Source organism: Streptomyces sp. NBC_01237 (assembly GCF_035917275.1).
Taxonomy (GTDB): domain Bacteria; phylum Actinomycetota; class Actinomycetes; order Streptomycetales; family Streptomycetaceae; genus Streptomyces.
Genome location: NZ_CP108508.1, coordinates 2,783,987 through 2,802,760, shown reverse-complemented (window position 1 = coordinate 2,802,760; position 18,774 = coordinate 2,783,987). Strand labels below are relative to the sequence as shown.

Annotated in this window: 10 protein-coding genes; all 10 read left to right on the top strand. The window is 70.5% G+C overall.

Annotation, left to right across the window (positions count from 1 at the left end; all coding sequences use genetic code 11):
- The 10 genes from mrdA to OG251_RS12360 all read left to right on the top strand — a co-directional run bounded on the left by mrdA (position 1) and on the right by OG251_RS12360 (position 18,758).
- Positions 1–2,166 (top strand): penicillin-binding protein 2, encoded by a 2,166-nt coding sequence (gene mrdA, locus OG251_RS12405; RefSeq protein ID WP_326677212.1) that lies wholly within the window; start codon positions 1–3, stop codon positions 2,164–2,166.
- Positions 2,166–3,359: a rod shape-determining protein RodA gene (gene rodA / locus OG251_RS12400; RefSeq protein WP_326677211.1), complete on the top strand. Its 1,194-nt coding sequence runs from the start codon at positions 2,166–2,168 to the stop codon at positions 3,357–3,359. Before mrdA ends, rodA begins: the two co-directional genes overlap by 1 nt.
- Positions 3,360–3,419: 60 nt before the next feature.
- Entirely contained in the window at positions 3,420–5,003 is a 1,584-nt protein-coding gene (locus OG251_RS12395; RefSeq protein ID WP_326677210.1) for a CYTH and CHAD domain-containing protein, read from the top strand.
- 52 nt (positions 5,004–5,055) lie between these two features.
- Positions 5,056–6,981 (top strand): TIGR03960 family B12-binding radical SAM protein, encoded by a 1,926-nt coding sequence (locus tag OG251_RS12390; RefSeq protein WP_326677209.1) that lies wholly within the window; start codon positions 5,056–5,058, stop codon positions 6,979–6,981.
- Between the two features lie 137 nt (positions 6,982–7,118).
- A complete protein-coding gene (locus OG251_RS12385; RefSeq protein WP_326681238.1) occupies positions 7,119–8,297 on the top strand; it encodes a hypothetical protein in 1,179 nt (392 codons plus the stop codon).
- A gap of 123 nt (positions 8,298–8,420) precedes the next feature.
- Positions 8,421–9,203: a TIGR03936 family radical SAM-associated protein gene (locus tag OG251_RS12380; RefSeq protein WP_326677208.1), complete on the top strand. Its 783-nt coding sequence runs from the start codon at positions 8,421–8,423 to the stop codon at positions 9,201–9,203.
- A gap of 228 nt (positions 9,204–9,431) precedes the next feature.
- Complete coding sequence (locus OG251_RS12375) at positions 9,432–13,607, top strand: Rne/Rng family ribonuclease (RefSeq protein ID WP_326677207.1); 4,176 nt, start codon at positions 9,432–9,434, stop codon at positions 13,605–13,607.
- A gap of 331 nt (positions 13,608–13,938) precedes the next feature.
- The gene (locus OG251_RS12370; RefSeq protein WP_326677206.1) at positions 13,939–15,057 is read left to right on the top strand and encodes a DegT/DnrJ/EryC1/StrS family aminotransferase; all 1,119 of its coding nucleotides are present in this window, start codon (positions 13,939–13,941) and stop codon (positions 15,055–15,057) included.
- Positions 15,054–16,064, top strand: a complete 1,011-nt coding sequence (locus tag OG251_RS12365; RefSeq protein ID WP_326677205.1) for a Gfo/Idh/MocA family protein — start codon at positions 15,054–15,056, stop codon at positions 16,062–16,064. The genes OG251_RS12370 and OG251_RS12365 overlap by 4 nt, the downstream gene beginning before the upstream one ends.
- 105 nt (positions 16,065–16,169) lie before the next feature.
- On the top strand, positions 16,170–18,758 hold the full coding sequence (locus OG251_RS12360; RefSeq protein ID WP_326677204.1) for a glycosyltransferase: 2,589 nt from the start codon (positions 16,170–16,172) through the stop codon (positions 18,756–18,758).
- The last annotated feature ends 16 nt before the right edge of the window (positions 18,759–18,774 follow it).

The following is an 18,774-nucleotide window of genomic DNA, read 5'->3' as shown; positions in this document are numbered from 1 at the left end:
GTGAGCAACATCCCCGAGACCGGCCGGACCCAACGGGTCCAGATCCGGCTCATCGTCATTCAGGTCCTCGTCTTCTCCCTGCTGCTCACCCTCGGAGGCCGCCTCTGGTACCTCCAGATCCGCAACGGCCAGGAATACACCGACGAGGCCAAGAACAACCACGTCCAGCAGGTCGTCCAGCCCGCCGTCCGCGGCTCCATCCTGGACGCCCGCGGCGTACCGCTCGCCGACAACGAGACCCGCCTCGTCGTCTCCGCCAGCCGCACCGAGCTGATGAAGATGGACGACAAGGGCAACGGCGTCCTCACCCGGCTCGCCGAGGTCCTGGACATGAAGCCCAAGGACGTCCTCGACAAGGTCCGGCTCTGCGACGCGAAGACCCCGCAGCCCTGCTGGAACGGATCGCCGTACCAGCCGATCCCGGTCACCGACGAGGCCACCACCCAGCAGGCCCTCCAGATCCGCGAGCGCGCCGAGGACTTCCCCGGCATTACCGCCGAACCCACCGCCGTACGCCGCTACGCCGCACCCGGCAAGGCCAACACCGCCCAGGTCCTCGGCTACCTCTCACCGGTCACCGACGAAGAGATCACCAAGGCCCAGGACACCGAGTCGCCCTACCTCCGCTCCGACCAGGTCGGCCGCTCCGGACTGGAGCGCACCTACGACAAGGCGCTGCGCGGCAAGGCGGGCGTCACGCGTTACGAGGTCGACAACCTCGGCCGGGTCATCGGCCAGGCGGCCAACGACAAGGCGGAGCCCGGCGCGAGCGTCGTCACCTCCATCGACGCCCGCGTCCAGGCGGTCGCCGAGTACGAGCTGAACAAGGCCATGGAGACGGCCCGCAAGGAACTCGACCGCAACACCGGTGTGAACTACAAGGCCGACTCCGGCGCCGTCGTCGTCATGGAGGCCAGGACCGGCCGCATCGTGTCGATGGCGTCCCTGCCCACCTACGACCCGAACTCCTGGGTCGGCGGCATCTCCGGCAAGGACTACACCAAGCTCACCAGCAAGAAGTCCAACTTCCCGCTGCTGAACCGGGCCATCCAGGGACAGGCCGCCCCCGGCTCGATCTTCAAGGTGATCTCCTCCACCGCCGCGGTCAACGCGGGCTACGACTTCGACGGCAACTACCCCTGCCCCAGCTCGTACTCCATCGGCGGCCAGACCTTCAAGAACTTCGAGTCCCAGGGCTACGGCAGCATCAGCATCGGCCGCGCCCTGGAGGTCTCCTGCGACACCGTCTACTACGGCCTCGCGCACAGGGAGTGGCAGAAGGACGGCGGCACCCAGCCGAAGAAGAACGCCAAGGACTGGTTCTACCGGACCGCCCACCAGTTCGGCCTCGGCAAGGAGACCGGCATCGACCTCCCCAACGAGGTCACCGGCCGGGTCCCCGACCGCAAGTGGAAGCAGGACTTCTTCAAGGCGAACAAGGACGCCTGGTGCAAGCAGGGCAAGAAGGGCGGCACGTACGTCGAGCAGATCGCGTACGAGAACTGCCTCGAAGGCAACAAGATGCGCGCCGGTGACTCCGTCAACTACTCGATCGGCCAGGGCGACACCCTCGTCACCCCGATCCAGATGGCGACCATCTACGGCGCCATCTCCAACGGCGGCACCCTGTACAACCCGACCGTCGGCAAGGCGATCGTCAGCGGCGACGGCCGGACCGTCCAGGAGATCAAGCCCGAGTCGCACGGCAAGCTCCCCTTCACCGGAGACACGCGCGACAAAATAGACGAAGCCCTCGCGGGTGTCGCGACCCGGGGCTCGGCCGCATGGCGGTTCGGCGGCTGGCCCCAGGACAAGATCCCGATGCACGCCAAGACCGGCACCGCCGAGGTCTACGGCAAGCAGACGACCTCCTGGTTCGCCACGTACACCAAGGACTACTCGATCGTCATGACGATCTCGCAGGGCGGCACCGGCTCCGGTGCCTCCGGGCCCGCCGTGCGCAACATCTACAACGCCCTCTACGGTCTCGACGCGGCGGGCAAGCAGGACCCGAAGAAGGCCCTCCTGCCCAAGCCGCAGAAGGCGCTCCCGAAGATCCAGCCCGACGGCTCGATCGAATCCCCGAACATCAAGCCGTACACCCCCGAGCCGCCGGTCCAAGAGGGACAGCAGGCGCTCGCCGGTGCACCGGGAAGGCGGGACTGATGGCCGGCGGCTTCTCCGTCTCGCGGTACGCCCCCGAGCAGGGCTCCTGGGCCAAGCTCACCGCCCGTGACTCCGTCGTGCGGCGGCTGGACTGGCCACTGCTCGGCTCGGCGCTCGCGCTCTCCTTCATCGGCTCACTGCTCGTCTGGTCCGCCACCCGCAACCGCGACACGCTCACCCACGGCGACCCGTACTACTTCTTCTTCCGGCACGCCCTGAACACCGGCATCGGCCTCGCGCTGATGATCGGCACGATCTGGCTCGGCCACCGCACCCTGCGCGGGGCCGTGCCGATCCTCTACGGGCTCTCGGTGCTCCTGGTCCTGTCCGTCCTCACCCCGCTGGGCGCCACGGTCAACGGCGCCCACGCCTGGATCATCATCGGCGGCGGATTCTCCCTCCAGCCCTCCGAGTTCACCAAGATCACCATCATTCTGGGCATGGCGATGCTGCTCGCCGCCCGCGTTGACGCGGGCGACCAGCTGCACCCCGACCACCGGACGGTCGCCAAGGCCCTGGGCCTGGCGGTCATCCCGATGGCCGTCGTGATGCTGATGCCGGACCTCGGCTCGGTGATGGTCATGGCCGTCATCGTGCTCGGCGTGCTGCTGGCCTCCGGGGCGTCCAACCGCTGGGTCTTCGGACTCCTCGGCGCGGGCACCGCGGGAGCCGTCTCCATCTGGCAGCTCGGTCTGCTCGACGACTACCAGATCGCCCGCTTCGCGGCCTTCGCCAACCCGGCGCTGGACCCGGCGGGAGTCGGCTACAACACCAACCAGGCCCGCATCGCGATCGGCTCCGGCGGCCTCACCGGCACCGGGCTGTTCGAGGGCACCCAGACCACCGGCCAGTTCGTCCCCGAGCAGCAGACCGACTTCGTCTTCACCGTCGCCGGTGAGGAGCTGGGTTTCCTCGGCGCCGGACTGATCCTCGTCCTGCTCGGTGTCGTCCTGTGGCGCGCCTGCCGGATCGCCCGCGAGACCACCGAGCTGTACGGCACGATCGTGGCCGCGGGCATCATCGCCTGGTTCGCCTTCCAGGCGTTCGAGAACATCGGGATGACGCTCGGCATCATGCCGGTGGCGGGACTGCCGCTGCCGTTCGTGTCGTACGGAGGGTCGTCGATGTTCGCCGTCTGGGTGGCGATCGGGCTGTTGCAGTCGATCAGGGTGCAGCGGCCGATAACAGCCTGAGCCGTGCGGATCTCCTCCACGCCCCTCCCCATCTGCGGACAACGCGTCTAGATTCGGTACATGGCGGACTCGAAGCGTGAGATCGAGCGGAAGTACGAAGCGACTCCCGAGACCCGGCTGCCCGACCTGACCCGCGCGGCCGGGGTCTTCGAGGTCGTCCACCGCGGCGTCCGCGAACTCGACGCCGTCTACTACGACACCGACGACCTCCGTCTCGCCGCCGCCTCCCTCACCCTGCGACGCAGGACCGGCGGCGACGACGAGGGCTGGCACCTGAAGTTCCCCGTCGCCACCGGCATCCGGGACGAGATCGGGGCCCCGCTCGCCGACACCCTGCCGGACGGTCTCGCCGCGCTGCTGCGCTCCCGGGTCCGCCACGCCGCGCTCGTCCCCGTCGTCCGGCTGCGCTCCGCCCGCGACGTCCACCATCTGCTCGACGCCGACGGCGCCCTCCTCGCCGAGCTCAGCATCGACGAGGTCCGGGCCGAACGGCTCACCGAGGACGGCGGCGGCGCCACCGCGGCATGGACCGAGATCGAGGTCGAACTGGCCGACGACGGCGACCCCGCCTTCCTGGACGTGGTCGAGCGGCGGCTGCGCAAGGCCGGGGTACGCCCCTCGGCGTCCTCCTCCAAGCTGGCCAGAGCCCTCGACGAGACGGCCCCGGGGACCGGGCACCACAAGAGCGAGCACAAGAGCAAGCACAGGAACGACCGGGGGAAAGCCCCCGGGAAAGCTTCCGCGAGCGGCCCGGCGAAGGCCACCGCGGGTGACCACGTCCTGGCCTACGTACGCGAACAGACCGAGGCGATCATCACCCTCGACCCCGCCGTACGCCGTGGCCTCCCCGACTCCGTGCACCGGATGCGCGTCGCCACCCGCCGGCTGCGCAGCGCCTTCAGGACGTACCGCAGGATTCTGGACCGCACGCTCACCGACCCGCTGGGCGAGGAGCTGAAGTGGCTGGCCGCGGAGCTGGGCGTCGACCGTGACCAGGAAGTCCTCGACGAACGGCTGAGCGACGCCCTCGCCGCGCTGCCCCGCACCCTGCGCCTCGGCCCGGTCCGCGGCCGGCTGCGCATCTGGTCGACGGCCCGTCGCGCGGGCTCGCGCCGCAGGACCGTGGCCGTACTCGACGGACAGCGCTACCTCACCCTGCTGGACTCCCTCGACGCGCTCCTCGCCGACCCGCCCCTGCTGCCCGACGCCGCCCGGTCACCCGGCAGGGCCCTGCCCCGCGCGGTGCTGAAGGACCACGACCGCCTCGCCGCCCGCATCGACCACGCGCTCGTGCACCCGCCGGGCCACGAGCGGGACCTGGCCCTGCACGAGGCCCGCAAGGCGGCCAAGCGCGCCCGGTACGCGGGCGAGGCGGCCCGGCCCGCGCTCGGCGGGCCCGCCAAGAGGTTCGCCCGCCGGATGAAGGACGTACAGAAACTCCTCGGCGACCACCAGGACAGCGTGGTCGCCCGTGACGCCCTGCGCGACCTCGCGGTCCAGGCGCACGCGGCGGGGGAGTCCGCCTTCACCTGGGGGCTGCTGCACGGGCAGGAGGAGGCGCGGGCGGCGGCCCGTGAACGCGAGCTGCCGGAGAGCTGGGCGAGGGCGTCCGGGCCGGGGTTGCGGGCGGATCTGAAGGGCTGAACAGCGGGGTACGCTGGATGGTCACCCCTGCCAGCTCACGAAGGTTCGCGAGATGTCTGCCGAGTCGGTCTTCCCACAGCTCGAAGCTCTGCTCCCGCATGTGCAGAAGCCCATCCAGTACGTCGGCGGTGAGCTGAACTCCACCGTCAAGGAGTGGGACAGCTGCGACGTCCGCTGGGCCCTCATGTACCCCGACGCCTACGAGGTCGGACTCCCCAACCAGGGCGTCATGATCCTCTACGAGGTGCTCAACGAGCGCGAAGGGGTCCTCGCCGAACGCACCTACAGCGTCTGGCCCGACCTCGAAGCGCTGATGCGTGAGCACCGGGTCCCCCAGTTCACCGTGGACAGCCACCGGCCCGTCGGCGCCTTCGACGTCTTCGGCCTCAGCTTCTCCACCGAGCTCGGTTACACCAACATGCTCACCGCCCTCGACCTCGCGGGCATCCCGCTGGAGGCCGCGGACCGTACGGTCGACGACCCGATCGTGCTCGCGGGCGGCCACGCGGCGTTCAACCCCGAGCCGATCGCGCGGTTCATCGACTGCGCGGTCATCGGCGACGGCGAGCAGGCCGTCCTGGAGATCACCGAGATCGTCCGGGCCTGGAAGGCCGAAGGCCGTCCCGGTGGCCGTGACGAGGTGCTCTTCCGGCTGTCGAAGACGGGCGGTGTCTACGTCCCGCGCTTCTACGACGTCGAGTACCTCCCCGACGGCCGCATCGGCCGGGTCGTGCCCAACAGGTCCGGCGTGCCGTGGCGGGTGTCCAAGCACACCGTCATGGACCTCGACGAATGGCCCTACCCCAAGCAGCCGCTGGTCCCGCTCGCCGAGACCGTCCACGAGCGGATGTCCGTCGAGATCTTCCGCGGCTGCACCCGCGGCTGCCGTTTCTGCCAGGCCGGCATGATCACGCGCCCCGTGCGGGAGCGAAGCATCACCGGCATCGGCGAGATGGTCGAGAAGGGTCTCAAGGCCACCGGCTTCGAGGAGGTCGGCCTGCTGTCCCTGTCCTCCGCCGACCACAGCGAGATCGGCGAGATCGCCAAGGGCCTCGCCGACCGGTACACCGAGGACAAGATCGGGCTCTCGCTGCCCTCCACCCGCGTCGACGCGTTCAACGTGGACCTGGCCAACGAGCTGACCCGCAACGGCCGCCGCTCCGGTCTCACCTTCGCCCCCGAGGGCGGCTCCGAGCGCCTGCGCAAGGTCATCAACAAGATGGTCTCGGAGGAGGACCTGATCCGTACGGTCTCCACCGCGTACGGCAACGGCTGGCGCCAGGTGAAGCTGTACTTCATGTGCGGCCTGCCCACCGAGACCGACGAGGACGTCCTCCAGATCGGTGACATGGCGGTCAACGTGATCGCCAAGGGCCGCGAGGTCTCCGGCCAGAACGACATCCGCTGCACCGTCTCCATCGGCGGCTTCGTACCCAAGCCGCACACGCCCTTCCAGTGGGCCCCGCAGCTCAGCGCCGAGGAGACCGACGCCCGGCTGACGAAGCTCCGCGACAAGATCCGCGGCGACAAGAAGTACGGCCGCTCCATCGGCTTCCGCTACCACGACGGCAAGCCCGGCATCGTCGAGGGACTGCTCTCGCGCGGCGACCGCCGGGTGGGCTCCGTCATCCGCGCGGTCTACGAGGCCGGCGGCCGTTTCGACGGCTGGCGCGAGCACTTCAGCTACGACCTCTGGATGGCCAGCGCGCAGAAGGCGCTGCCCGAATTCGGCGTGGACGTCGACTGGTACACCACCCGGGAGCGGACGTACGAGGAGGTCCTGCCCTGGGACCACCTGGACTCCGGCCTCGACAAGGACTGGCTCTGGGAGGACTGGCAGGACTCGCTCGACGAGACCGAGGTCGAGGACTGCCGCTGGACCCCGTGCTTCGACTGCGGCGTCTGCCCGCAGATGGACACCAGCATCCAGATCGGCCCGACCGGCAAGAAGCTCCTGCCGCTCACGGTCGTGAAGTAGCCCCACGGCGCTCCGCCCGACCCCGCGGGGCCCGGCGGGCGCGCGGCGCGTAACCGCCCGCGGCCGCGCGAGTGACAGCTCGGTGACGATGGCCCGGTCCGGGAAACCCCGGACCGGGCCATCGCGTCATGTACGGCATGGAATACGGCAAGCACCAGGCGCCCGCGCGGTACGAGTCCGGCGAGGGCTGCCTGACCACCCTGGTCAGGATTCCGGTCCGGATCGTGGTCCTGGTGGTCGTGCTGCCCGTACGCATGGTCTGGGACGCGCTCGCCGCCACCTGGCACGCCGCCGAACGTGTACTGCTGCGCCCCCTCGGCCGGGCCCTGGCGTGGCTGTGCGACGTACTCGTCGTGATCCCGTCGGCCTGGCTGTACCGCATGGTCCTCACCCCGCTCGGCCACGCCCTGCTGTGGCTGGCCACGGCCCTGTTCGTCCGGCTCTGGACCGGCCTCTGGCGCTACCTGGTGGTGCCGCTGGTCCGGTACGGGCTCGTCGTCCCGCTGGTGTGGCTGTACGAGGCGGTCCTCACTCCACTGGGCCACGGGCTCACCTGGCTGTACCGCTCGCTGCTCGCCCCGGCCGGACGGGGCATCGGCACCGCGCTGGGATGGCTGCTGACCACGGTGTTCGTCCGCCCGGTGGTGGGCCTGTGGCGGTACGTGGTGGTGCCGCTGGTGCGGTACGGGCTCGTCGTCCCGGTGGTGTGGCTGTACGGGGCGGTCCTCACCCCGGTCGGACACGGCATCTCCTGGCTGCTCGCCCTGCTGGGGCGGGGTCTCGCCGCCGTCGGGAACGCTCTCGCGACGGCCTGCGTGTGGCTGATCCGCACGCTGCTCGTCGTCCCCGTCTCCTGGGTGTACACGCGCGTCCTCGTTCCGGTCTGCCGCGAGATCGGCACCGCGATCGGGGTCGCCTGGCGCGTCGCCGGGTACCTCTCCCGGGCGGTCGGCCGGGCCCTGGCCTGGCTGGCGTGGCATCTGGTCGGCGCGCCGGTGGCCTGGGTCTACCGCACCGTGTGCACCCCGGTCGGACATTTCGTGCGCGACGCGGTCTGGGCCCCCGCCAAACGGGCCGCCGTGGAGGCCGGACGGGCCGCACGCGGCGCCCTGCGCGCGGCCCGCGAGAGCGTCCGGCAGGCCCGGCGGGACGCCTGGCGGGCACTGGTCGGGGGAGGGCCGGACCCCCGGGCCGGGGAACAGGGCGTGGTTGCTGCGCGTACGCTGGGTGGTGCGCAACAAACAACGACTGTCCCCAGCGCGGCGCAGGCACCAGAGATCTCCCCGCTCGGAGAGCGATTCACCAAGCGGGGGTGAGCCGGTACGGGCACCCCGGGGCCACCCGTATTTCGTGGGCGGCGCGCCACCGCGCCCGCCCCGCACCGAGGAGAAGAACCACTGGGCAAGCGACAGCCCGAAGGCCCGCCGCCCGCACCGGCAGTGCAGCGCATCCGCCTGCGCTACACCAAGCGCGGCCGCCTCCGGTTCACCAGCCACCGAGACTTCCAGCGGGCCTTCGAGCGGGCACTGCGCCGCTCCGAGGTGCCGATGGCGTACTCGGCGGGCTTCACCCCCCACCCCAAGGTGTCGTACGCCAATGCCGCCCCCACCGGCACGGGCAGCGAGGCCGAGTTCCTGGAGATCGCCCTCACCGAGGCGCGTGATCCCGACGTACTGCGCGACCTGCTCAACGCGTCGCTGCCGGACGGTCTCGACGTCACCGACGCGGTGGAGGCCCGTACCTCGGGTCTCGCCGACCGGCTGACCGCCTCCGTCTGGGAGATGCGCCTCGACGGAGTCACGTCCGAGGACGCCCGCAGGGCCGTCTCCGCCTTCAACGACGCCGAGACCGTCGAGGTCCAGCGCCGCGCGAAGAACGGGATGCGGACCTTCGACGCCCGTGCCGCCGTCGCCGACCTGCAGGCTCTTGATCCACAGCCTGATAGGCCCGGGGACAAGCCCTGTGCGATACTGCGGCTGGTTGTTCGGCACGTGACACCTGCCGTGCGACCCGACGACGTCCTGTCCGGTCTCCGAGCTGTGGCCGACCTCGCGCCGCCGGTCCCCGCAGCGGTGACCAGGCTGGCGCAGGGGCTCTTCGACGAGGAGTCCGGCACGGTGACCGACCCGCTCGCGCCTGACCGCGAGGCAGCCCCGACCGCTCAACCAGCGGTCGCACAGGCTGCCGTCGCGACAGCGCCGGAAGGTACAGGTTCCGCGTAAGGCGGTCGTTGAAGCGCAGCCCTTGGACTCGGGAGCCACCTGGGTCGGGCCGCGCACTGACCAGAAGACTTTCGCCAGGCCGTGCGTACAACGCGTACGGAACCGGCGAGCCAGACATCAGCTCCTGTGCGGCGCCCGCGCCCCGGACGGCGGTATCGCACCACATGCGGACCGTGACGGACCGGAATCAGACGCGGCGCCCGGGAGCGTGACGGGAGAACCGCCCGCATGCTTGAGTCGAACGAACCCGGTACGACCGGAAACAGCGAAGACGACACCCCCGGCGACAAGCTGCCGCCGCGCCGCAGGCGCCGCGCGGCTTCCCGCCCCGCGGGCCCGCCCACGGCGGGCGCACCGGGCACGGGCGCCGAAGACGTGACGCCGGCCATACCGGCCGTCGAAGCCGCGGACACCGCGCCGGACGAGGCCGCGCCCCCGGCGCGCACACGCCGCCGCGCGGTCCGTAAGGCCACCGCTCCGGCTGGTGCCCCGCAGACCGCCGAGACGGTGGAGAGCGCCGCCGAGCCCGCACCCGTGGAGGCAGTGGAGGCCCCGGCCGACCCCGAGCCCGCCGAGGCCCCCGCGCCGCGTGCCCGCCGCCGCGCGGTCCGCAAGGCGACCGCCCCGGCGGGTGCCCCGCAGACCCCCGAGGCCGTGGAGAGCGCCGCCGAGATCGTGGAGCCCGTGGCGGAGCCCGTCGAGGCGGTCGAGGAGCCGGTGGCTCCCCGTGGCCGTCGTCGTGCCTCCCGCAAGGCGACCTCCCCCGCCGGAGCCCCGCAGACCGCCGAGGCCGCCGTCGTGGTCGAGCCGGCCGCGTCCGCCGAGCCCGAGGCCGTCGCGGAGCCCGCCGAAGCCGTCGAGGAACCGCAGGCCCCGGCAGCACCCCGCGCCCGTGCCCGGCGCCGCGCGTCGGCCCCGGCCGGTGCGCCGCAGGCCGCCGCCGCGGAGAGCGCCGTCGAGATCGTGGAGCCGGTGGCCGAGGCCGTGGTGGAGCCCGTCGAGGCGGTCGAGGAGCCGGTGGCTCCCCGTGGCCGTCGTCGTGCCTCCCGCAAGGCGACCTCCCCCGCCGGAGCCCCGCAGGTCACCGAAGCGGCCTCCGAGGAACTGGCGGCCGAGACCGGCGAGAGCCTTCCCGAGGCGGTCGCCGAGGAGCTGGCGACCGAGACCGAAGAGGTCGAGGAGGCCGCGCCGCGCGGCCGTCAGCGCCGTCGGGCCACCGCCGCCGCGGGCAGGCCGGAGTTCACCGGCAAGGTCGAGGAGCCGACCCGCAAGGGCCGCCGTGCGGCGCGCCCCGCCGTGGCCGTCTTCCAGGCGCCGGTCTTCGCCGAGCCGATGTTCCAGACCCCCGAGACCGCCGCTGCCGCCGCTGCCGCGGCCGGTTCGGTCGCGCCGTACGACGAGAGCGACGAGGCCGAGGAGCAGGTGACGGCCGAGGCCGAGCCCGCCCAGCAGGCCGCGCCCGCCGAGGCCGAACCCGCCGAGGCCGCGTCCCAGGGCGGCTCGCGCCGCCGTCGCCGCCGTCGCGGCGAGAGCGCCGAGCCCGAGCAGACCGCCGCGCCCGCCGCCCCGGCCGATGAGCCCGTCGAGCAGCCCGGCAACGAGCAGGACGAGCCCGAGGCCGAGGCCGACGCCGAGCACGAGGGCGAGGACTCCGACGAGTACGGTGACCGGCCCTCGCGCCGTCGCCGTCGCGGTGGACGCCGTCGTCGTCGCGGTGAGATCAACGACACGGACGACGCCGAGCAGCACGGCGACGAGACGCATGCCGACCGCTCCGACCGCTCCGAGGACGAGCAGGGGCAGTACGCCGACGAGGCGGAGGACGAGGAGGACAACGACTCCTCGCCCGCCGGTTCGAGCAGCAGCCGTCGCCGTCGCCGTCGCCGCCGTCGCAGCGGTGACGCCGGACCCGAGACCGAGAACGGCCAGGACGACCCGGAGCGTACGGTCGTCAAGGTCCGCGAGCCCCGCAAGAAGGAAGAGCGCGAGCCCGGCACCGGCTTCGACGAGGTCCAGTCCATCAAGGGCTCGACCCGTATGGAGGCGAAGAAGCAGCGCCGCCGCGAAGGCCGTGAGCAGGGCCGCCGTCGCGTCCCGATCATCACCGAGGCCGAGTTCCTGGCCCGCCGCGAGGCCGTCGAGCGGGTGATGGTCGTCCGCCAGAACGGCGAGCGCACCCAGATCGGCGTCCTTGAGGACAACGTGCTCGTCGAGCACTACGTCAACAAGGAGCAGGCCACCAGCTACGTCGGCAACGTCTACCTGGGCAAGGTGCAGAACGTTCTGCCGTCCATGGAGGCCGCCTTCGTCGACATCGGCAAGGGCCGCAACGCCGTCCTGTACGCCGGTGAGGTCAACTTCGAGGCGCTCGGCATGGCCCACGGGCCGCGCCGTATCGAGACCGCGCTGAAGTCCGGCCAGTCGGTCCTCGTCCAGGTGACGAAGGACCCGATCGGTCACAAGGGCGCCCGCCTGACCAGCCAGGTCTCGCTGCCCGGCCGTTACCTGGTGTACGTGCCCGAGGGCTCGATGACCGGGATCAGCCGCAAGCTGCCCGACACCGAGCGGTCCCGGCTGAAGTCCATCCTCAAGAAGATCGTCCCCGAGGACGCGGGCGTCATCGTGCGCACCGCCGCCGAGGGCGCGAGCGAGGACGAGCTGCGCCGCGATGTCGAGCGGCTCCAGGAGCAGTGGGAGGAGATCCAGAAGAAGTCGAAGAACAGCGGCAGCTCCAACGCGCCGACGCTGCTCTACGGCGAGCCGGACATGACCGTCCGGGTCGTCCGCGACATCTTCAACGAGGACTTCTCGAAGGTCATCGTCAGCGGTGACGACGCGTGGGAGACCATCCACGGCTATGTCTCGCACGTGGCCCCGGATCTGACGGACCGCCTGTCGCGGTGGACCTCCGAGGTCGACGTCTTCGCGACCTACCGGATCGACGAGCAGCTGATGAAGGCGCTGGACCGCAAGGTCTATCTGCCGAGCGGCGGCTCGCTGGTGATCGACAAGACCGAGGCGATGGTCGTCGTCGACGTCAACACCGGCAAGTTCACCGGCCAGGGCGGCAACCTGGAAGAGACCGTCACCAAGAACAACCTGGAGGCGGCCGAGGAGATCGTGCGTCAGCTGCGGCTGCGCGACCTCGGTGGCATCGTCGTCGTCGACTTCATCGACATGGTGCTGGAGTCCAACCGGGACCTGGTGCTGCGGCGACTGCTGGAGTGCCTGGGCCGGGACCGTACGAAGCACCAGGTCGCCGAGGTCACCTCGCTGGGCCTGGTCCAGATGACCCGCAAGCGGGTGGGCCAGGGTCTGCTGGAGTCCTTCTCCGAGACCTGTGTCCACTGCAACGGACGCGGTGTGATCGTGCACATGGAGCAGCCGACGTCCGTCGGCGGCGGCGGTGGCGGTGGCAAGCGCTCCAAGAAGCGCCGCGGCGGCTCGGGCCAGGAGCACGACCACGAGAGCGGTCAGTTCACCGAGCACACGGAGCACGCCGAGCACGAGGCGGAGCACGAGCACGCGGCCGAGACCGAGGCCGAGCTGGCTGCCGAGGTCGCCGCCCCGGTGGCGCTGCCCGAGCCGGAGTTCGTCCCGGACGAGGAGCTGTACAGCAGCCCGGCCGAGGCCGAGGCGGCCGCCACGCGCGGCCGCGGCCGTCGGCGTGCGACCCGCAAGGCGACGGCTCCGGCCGGCGCCCCGAAGGCCGCCGCCGCTCCCGCCCCGGTGACCGAGAGCGCCCCGGTCGCCGAGGAGCGGCCCGAGCCCGAGCCGGTCGTCGAGACCCCGGAGGCCGCTCCGGCCCCCGAGGCCGAGGCGGCTCCGCAGGGCCGGACGCGTCGCCGCGCGACCCGGAAGGCGTCCGCCCCGGCGGGTTCGCCCAAGCAGGCCGAGGCGGCGGAGCCGGTGCAGCCGGCCGAGCCCACCACGGACCCGGTCGCCGTCGAGGACCCGGTCGTCGAGGCGCCGGCCGCCGAGACCCCGGTCGCCGAGGCCCCCGCGGCCGAGGTCACCGAGACCCCGGCAGCCCCGCCGCGTGCCCGGCGCCGGGCGACCCGTAAGGCCACCGCCCCGGCGGGCTCGCCCGCGGGTACCGAGGAGCCGGCGGTCGTCGTCGTGACGACCACGCCCGAGTCCGAGGCCCCGGCCGACGGTGCGCAGACCGGGGCGGAAGCCCCGGAGGCTCCGGCGAAGAAGACGGCGCGCAAGACCGCCAAGAAGGCGACGGCCAAGAAGGCCACCGCCACGAAGACGGCTGCGAAGAAGACGGTCGCCAAGAAGACCGCCGCGAAGAAGACGACCACGAAGAAGGCCACGAAGAAGACGGTTGCCGCAGAGCAGTCGTCGCCTTCCGTGACCGCTTCGGCGCCGTCCGCGGAGGGTACGCCGTCCGACAGCTGACGAATCCGTAACCGGTAGTTCATCTCCTGTGTCCCGTCCCGACCACTTCGGGGCGGGACACAGGTTTTGTTTCAGAACTGATGCAAGCACGGGTTAACGGGCCCGAAATCGGCCGAGAAATCCCTGATAATGTGACGGCGGTCGCTGTCCTGTAGCTGTTCTCAGCAGAAACTACAATCGGTGACCGGCCCGGTGATGGACAGACCGGACCCAGAATCCTCGGCAGGGCGTCGGCATTGCGCCGGTGGGGTTGGGCGCGGCCTCGTGAGACGTCCCCGCACCCCAGACCTCTGCCTGTCAAGAGCTCTTGCGGTGTTCAAGGAGGACGTCCATGACGAGCATCAACGAGCAGCCGATTCCTGCTGCCCGCCCGGTCATCGGGGAAGACGAGATCGAGGCCGCGGTGCGCGTGCTGCGCAGCGGCCGTGTCGTCCAGGGACCCGAGGTCGCGGCCTTCGAAGAAGGCTTCTCGGACCTGGTCGACGGCCGGCACTGTGTCGCCGTGAACTCCGGCACATCTGCCCTTCACCTGCTGCTGCTCGCCCTGGGCATCGGCCCGGGCGACGAGGTGATCGTCCCCTCCTTCTCCTTCGCGGCATCCGCGAACGCGGTCCGTCTGGTCGGCGCCGATGTCGTGTTCGCCGACATCGAGCCGGGCAGCTTCGGCCTCGACCCGGCCGCGGTCGAGGCCGCGATCACGCCGCGCACCGCCGCGATCATGCCGGTGCACCTCTACGGTCACCCGGCGGCGATGGACAAGCTCATGCCCATCGCGGACAAGCACAATCTCGCCGTCGTCGAGGACGCCTGCCAGGCGCACGCCGCGGCGCTGAACGGAACCCCGGTCGGCGCGTTCGGCGCGGGCGGCACCTTCAGCTTCTACCCGACCAAGAACATGCACTCGCTCGAAGGCGGCATGGTCACCACGGCCGACGCCGAGACCGCCCGCACCCTGCGCCTCCTGCGCAACCAGGGCATGGAGCAGCGGTACGCCAACGAGATCGTCGGCGCCAACATGCGTATGACGGACGTGGCCGCCGCCGTCGGCCGCGTACAGCTGATCAAGCTCGACGGCTGGACCGAGCAGCGCCGGGCCAACGCGGCATACCTCGACGCGCACATCACCGCCCCGAACGTGGTGACCCCGCCGGTGGCCGAGGGCGCCCGGCACGTCTACCACCAGTACACGATCCGGGTGCTGGGCGACCGGGACGCCGCGATGGCGAAGCTCACCGAGGCGGGCATCGGCAACGCGGTCTACTACCCGACGCCGATCCACCGGCTGAAGCCCTACTGGGAGCCGGACCAGAAGGCCGGCCGCACCTGGGACCTGCCGGAGACCGAACGCGCCGCCGCCGAGGTCGTCTCGCTGCCCGTCCACCCGTCGCTCGGCGAGAGCGACCTGGAGCGCATCGCCGCCGCCGTGAACGCACTGGGGGAGAACCTGTGACCGCCGCACTGAAGGCCGGACTCATCGGCCTCGGTTCCATGGGCCGCCACCACGCCCGGGTGCTCGCCGGCCTGGAGGGCGTGGACCTGGTCGGCGTCGTCGACCCGATGGGGGACAAGAACGGCTGGGCGCAGGGCGCACCCGTCCTGTCGACCGTCGAGGAGCTCATCGGCCTCGGCGTCGACTACGCGGTCGTGGCCTGCCCCACCGGACTGCACGAGGAAGTCGGCCTGCAACTGGCCGACGCCGGTGTCTGCGCGCTGATCGAGAAGCCGCTGGCGGACACCGTCGAGGGCGCCCGCCGCCTCGTCGAGGCCTTCGAGTCGCGTGACCTGGTGGCCGGTGTCGGCCACATCGAGCGCTGCAACCCGGCCCTGCGCTCGCTGCGCACCCGGCTGGAGGCCGGCGAGCTCGGCGATGTGTACCAGGTCGTGACCCGGCGCCAGGGACCCTTCCCGCACCGGATCGCCGACGTCGGTGTGGTCAAGGACCTCGCCACCCACGACATCGACCTGACGGGGTGGGTGACCGGTCAGACGTACAACTCGATCGCGGCCCACACCGTGTCGAAGTCCGGCCGCCCGCACGAGGACATGGTCTCCGCAGTGGGCCAGCTCTCCGACGGCACGATGGTCAACCACCTGGTCAACTGGCTGAGCCCGCTCAAGGAGCGGTTCACCTCGGTCACCGGTGAGCGCGGCTGCTTCATCGCCGACACCCTCACCGCCGACCTCACGTTCCACTCGAACGCGTCGGTGACCACCGAGTGGGAGGCGCTGCGCGCGTTCCGCGGGGTCTCCGAGGGCGACATGATCCGCTACGCCATCCCGAAGCGCGAGCCGCTGCTTGTCGAGCACGAGCTCTTCCGGGACGCTGTACAGGGCAAGTCGTCCGATATTTGTACATTGAGGCAGGGGCTGCGGACCGTCGAGGTGGCGGCTGCGGTTCTCGAGTCGGCTGCAGACGGTAAGACCGTCCGTCTGGACAACACCAGTGCGGCGGTCTGACATCTCGGCAGTGGGTGCACCACTCGCTCGCCCGGTGCTCGGCGCGTTTCCAGGGAATGGGCCGCAGGCACCGACTCGATTGCCTTCCACCGGAGGAAGTACAGAATGAAATCCCCTGCCCGCCGACCGCGGCTAGCGGTGATCGTCGCCAATGGCATCAGTGGCGACTCGCGGGTCCAGAAGACAGCGTTGGCCGCCGCCCGCGACGGTTGGGACGTCACGCTGATCGGCCGGAGCGACACCAAGCGCGTACAGCGGTCCAGGATGGGCCCGATCGAAGTGGTTCGAGTCCCCGTGACCCCGGAGTACGGGCGATCGGTGAAAGCCCGTAAGGCTCATCCGCTGCGCGGCGCCATGACACAGTTCCGCATTCACGACCAGACGGCGCTGAAACACTACCGGGTCTCCTATCGGGCCTGGGTGCGCCAGATGTCTGCCGAAACTGCGTGGTCGGGTGCGCCCCGGCGGGCCTCGCTGAAGGCAGTGCTGCGCGCGCGCCGTGCCGTGTACCGGCTGAGGGTGCGTGCGTTCAAATGGGAGGAACACAGAACCTCCAAGGATCCGCAGCCGGCCCGCGACTGGCGGCTCGCCTGGCCGCAGCTGGTCGACCTGGATCTGGCGTTCGGCCCGGTGATCGAGGAACTCAAGCCGGACGTCATCCATGCCAACGACGCCACGATGATCGTGACGGCCGCGCGCAGTGCCGCCCGTCTCCGGGCGAGTGGCCATGGATGCGTCTGGATCTATGACGCACATGAGTACATTCGCGGTGTCGAGTGGCCCAACCCGCGGCAGGCATACGCCCTTCCCGCGGCCGAGGCCGAGTACATCGGCCGGGCCGACGCGGTCGTCACGGTGTCCCCGCAGCTGGCCGAGTTGCTCAAGGACGACCACAACCTCCCCGGGTTGCCCCTGGTCGTGGGTAATTCCCCGGTGCGCGAGGTGATCGGATCCGGGTCGGTGCGGTCGTCCGTCCGCGAGGTATGCGGTCTGGATCCCGACGTTCCGCTCATGGTGTACGCGGGGTGGCTGGGCCCCGAGCGCGGTTTGGACGCAGTGATCGACGGGCTTCCCGAGCTGCCCGGTGTGCACCTGGCGCTTGTCTGCGGCAGAGGAACGTCTCTCCTGGAGGAGTTGCTGGCCACCGCCGAGAAGCTCGGTGTGCGTGACCGTATTCATCTGGTCCCCTATGTGTCGCAGCACGAGGTCGCCGACTATCTGTCGTCCGCGGATGTCGGTCTGACGCCCTTCAGACGGGTTCCCAACTGCGAGGTCTCCTTGCCGACGAAGGTCTCCGAGTACCTTCAGGCAGGGCTGCCGCTCGTTACCAGCGATGTCCGTGTGATCAAGGAATATGTGGAGGAGAAGGGGCTCGGCGAGGTCTTCACCTGGGACGACCCCAAGACCTTCGTGGCTGCCGCTTCACGAGCGCTGAAGGGCCGCCGAGAGCTTGCGGCGCACATCAGCGAGGATGTGCTCAAGGAGCTTTCCTGGGAACACCAGAGTGCCGGGCTGCTCGAGTTGTACCGCACGCTGTCGAAGAAGACACCGACGGTGCCGGCTGTCGAGGTGTCATGGGTCGTCCAGGAGTCTCCTGGGGCCGCCCCGATCGGGGCGAGCAGCGGCAAGGCCGGAGCACCGGTCTGGACGCCCCTCGGCTCAACCCGGATCAAGCTCGGCATAGGGCCGGCCAACTACGCCGGTCAGGGCGCGGCCTTCGCGCAGGCGGTGTCACAGGCGAATCCGGATGTGTCCGTCGAGGTCGTCATGAACCGACGTGCGGACACATTCGACTATCCCGCAGACGTTTATGTCGACGCCGCCGGACTCGGCGAGCTCGATGTTCAGCTGCAACAGGTGAGGCGAGCGGTCGGCCGATACAGCCACCTGCTCGTCGACGCCTTTTTGCCCGTCTTCGGACGCCTCAACGGCGACACGATCGCCGGTGATCTGGCAGCACTGGACAAGGCCGGCATCAAGGTGGCGATTCTGTCGCACGGCAGCGACATCCGGCACCCCGCCCGGCATCTGGAGCGGCACGAGTACTCGCTTTTCCGGGATGCTCCCGACGGTATTGCCGAAAAGCTTCAGCGCAAGGCCGAGATCAACCGACGGATCGCCGACGAATGCGGCCTGCCGCTCTTTGTCACGACTCCTGATCTTCTGGATGACCTGCCGACGGCCAAATGGGTGCCGCTCGTGGTGGATGTCGCGTCGTGGGCGACCGACAGCCCGGTGATGGAGCGCAAGCGGCCCATTGTGTTGCACGCTCCGTCCAAGCGCTGGACCAAGGGCACGGACCGGATCATGCCCAGTCTCACCGAGCTGCACGATGAAGGTGTGATCGACTTCAGGCTCGCCGAGAACATTCCGTGGGCGGAGATGCAGGAACTGGTCAAACAGAGCGATCTGGTTCTGGATCAGTTCACCACAGGCAGTTACGGCACGTTCGCGGTGGAAGCGATGGCCGCCGGTAGGCCGGTGATCGGCCACATCAGCGATGCGGTGAAGATCGCGACGAATGGCGAACTGCCTGTCGTCAGTGCTACGCCGGACACCCTGCGCGAGGTGCTGGGTTCCTTGATCGACGACCGGGACGGAACCGCAGCCGTCGGTCGTGCCTCGTCGGAATTCGCTCGCACGTATCACGACGGACGCTGGAGCGCACAGGCGCTGAGTGGATTCCTCAAGTGAATCGTCCGGAAAGGTT

Bases quoted from the DNA above. Each gene is read 5' to 3' on its own strand.
- rodA (WP_326677211.1), top strand. From the start codon at position 2,166: ATGGCCGGCGGCTTCTCCGTCTCGCGGTACGCCCCCGAGCAGGGCTCC.
- OG251_RS12395 (WP_326677210.1), top strand. From the start codon at position 3,420: ATGGCGGACTCGAAGCGTGAGATCGAGCGGAAGTACGAAGCGACTCCC.
- OG251_RS12390 (WP_326677209.1), top strand. From the start codon at position 5,056: ATGTCTGCCGAGTCGGTCTTCCCACAGCTCGAAGCTCTGCTCCCGCAT.
- OG251_RS12385 (WP_326681238.1), top strand. From the start codon at position 7,119: ATGGAATACGGCAAGCACCAGGCGCCCGCGCGGTACGAGTCCGGCGAG.
- OG251_RS12375 (WP_326677207.1), top strand. From the start codon at position 9,432: ATGCTTGAGTCGAACGAACCCGGTACGACCGGAAACAGCGAAGACGAC.
- OG251_RS12370 (WP_326677206.1), top strand. From the start codon at position 13,939: ATGACGAGCATCAACGAGCAGCCGATTCCTGCTGCCCGCCCGGTCATC.
- OG251_RS12360 (WP_326677204.1), top strand. From the start codon at position 16,170: ATGAAATCCCCTGCCCGCCGACCGCGGCTAGCGGTGATCGTCGCCAAT.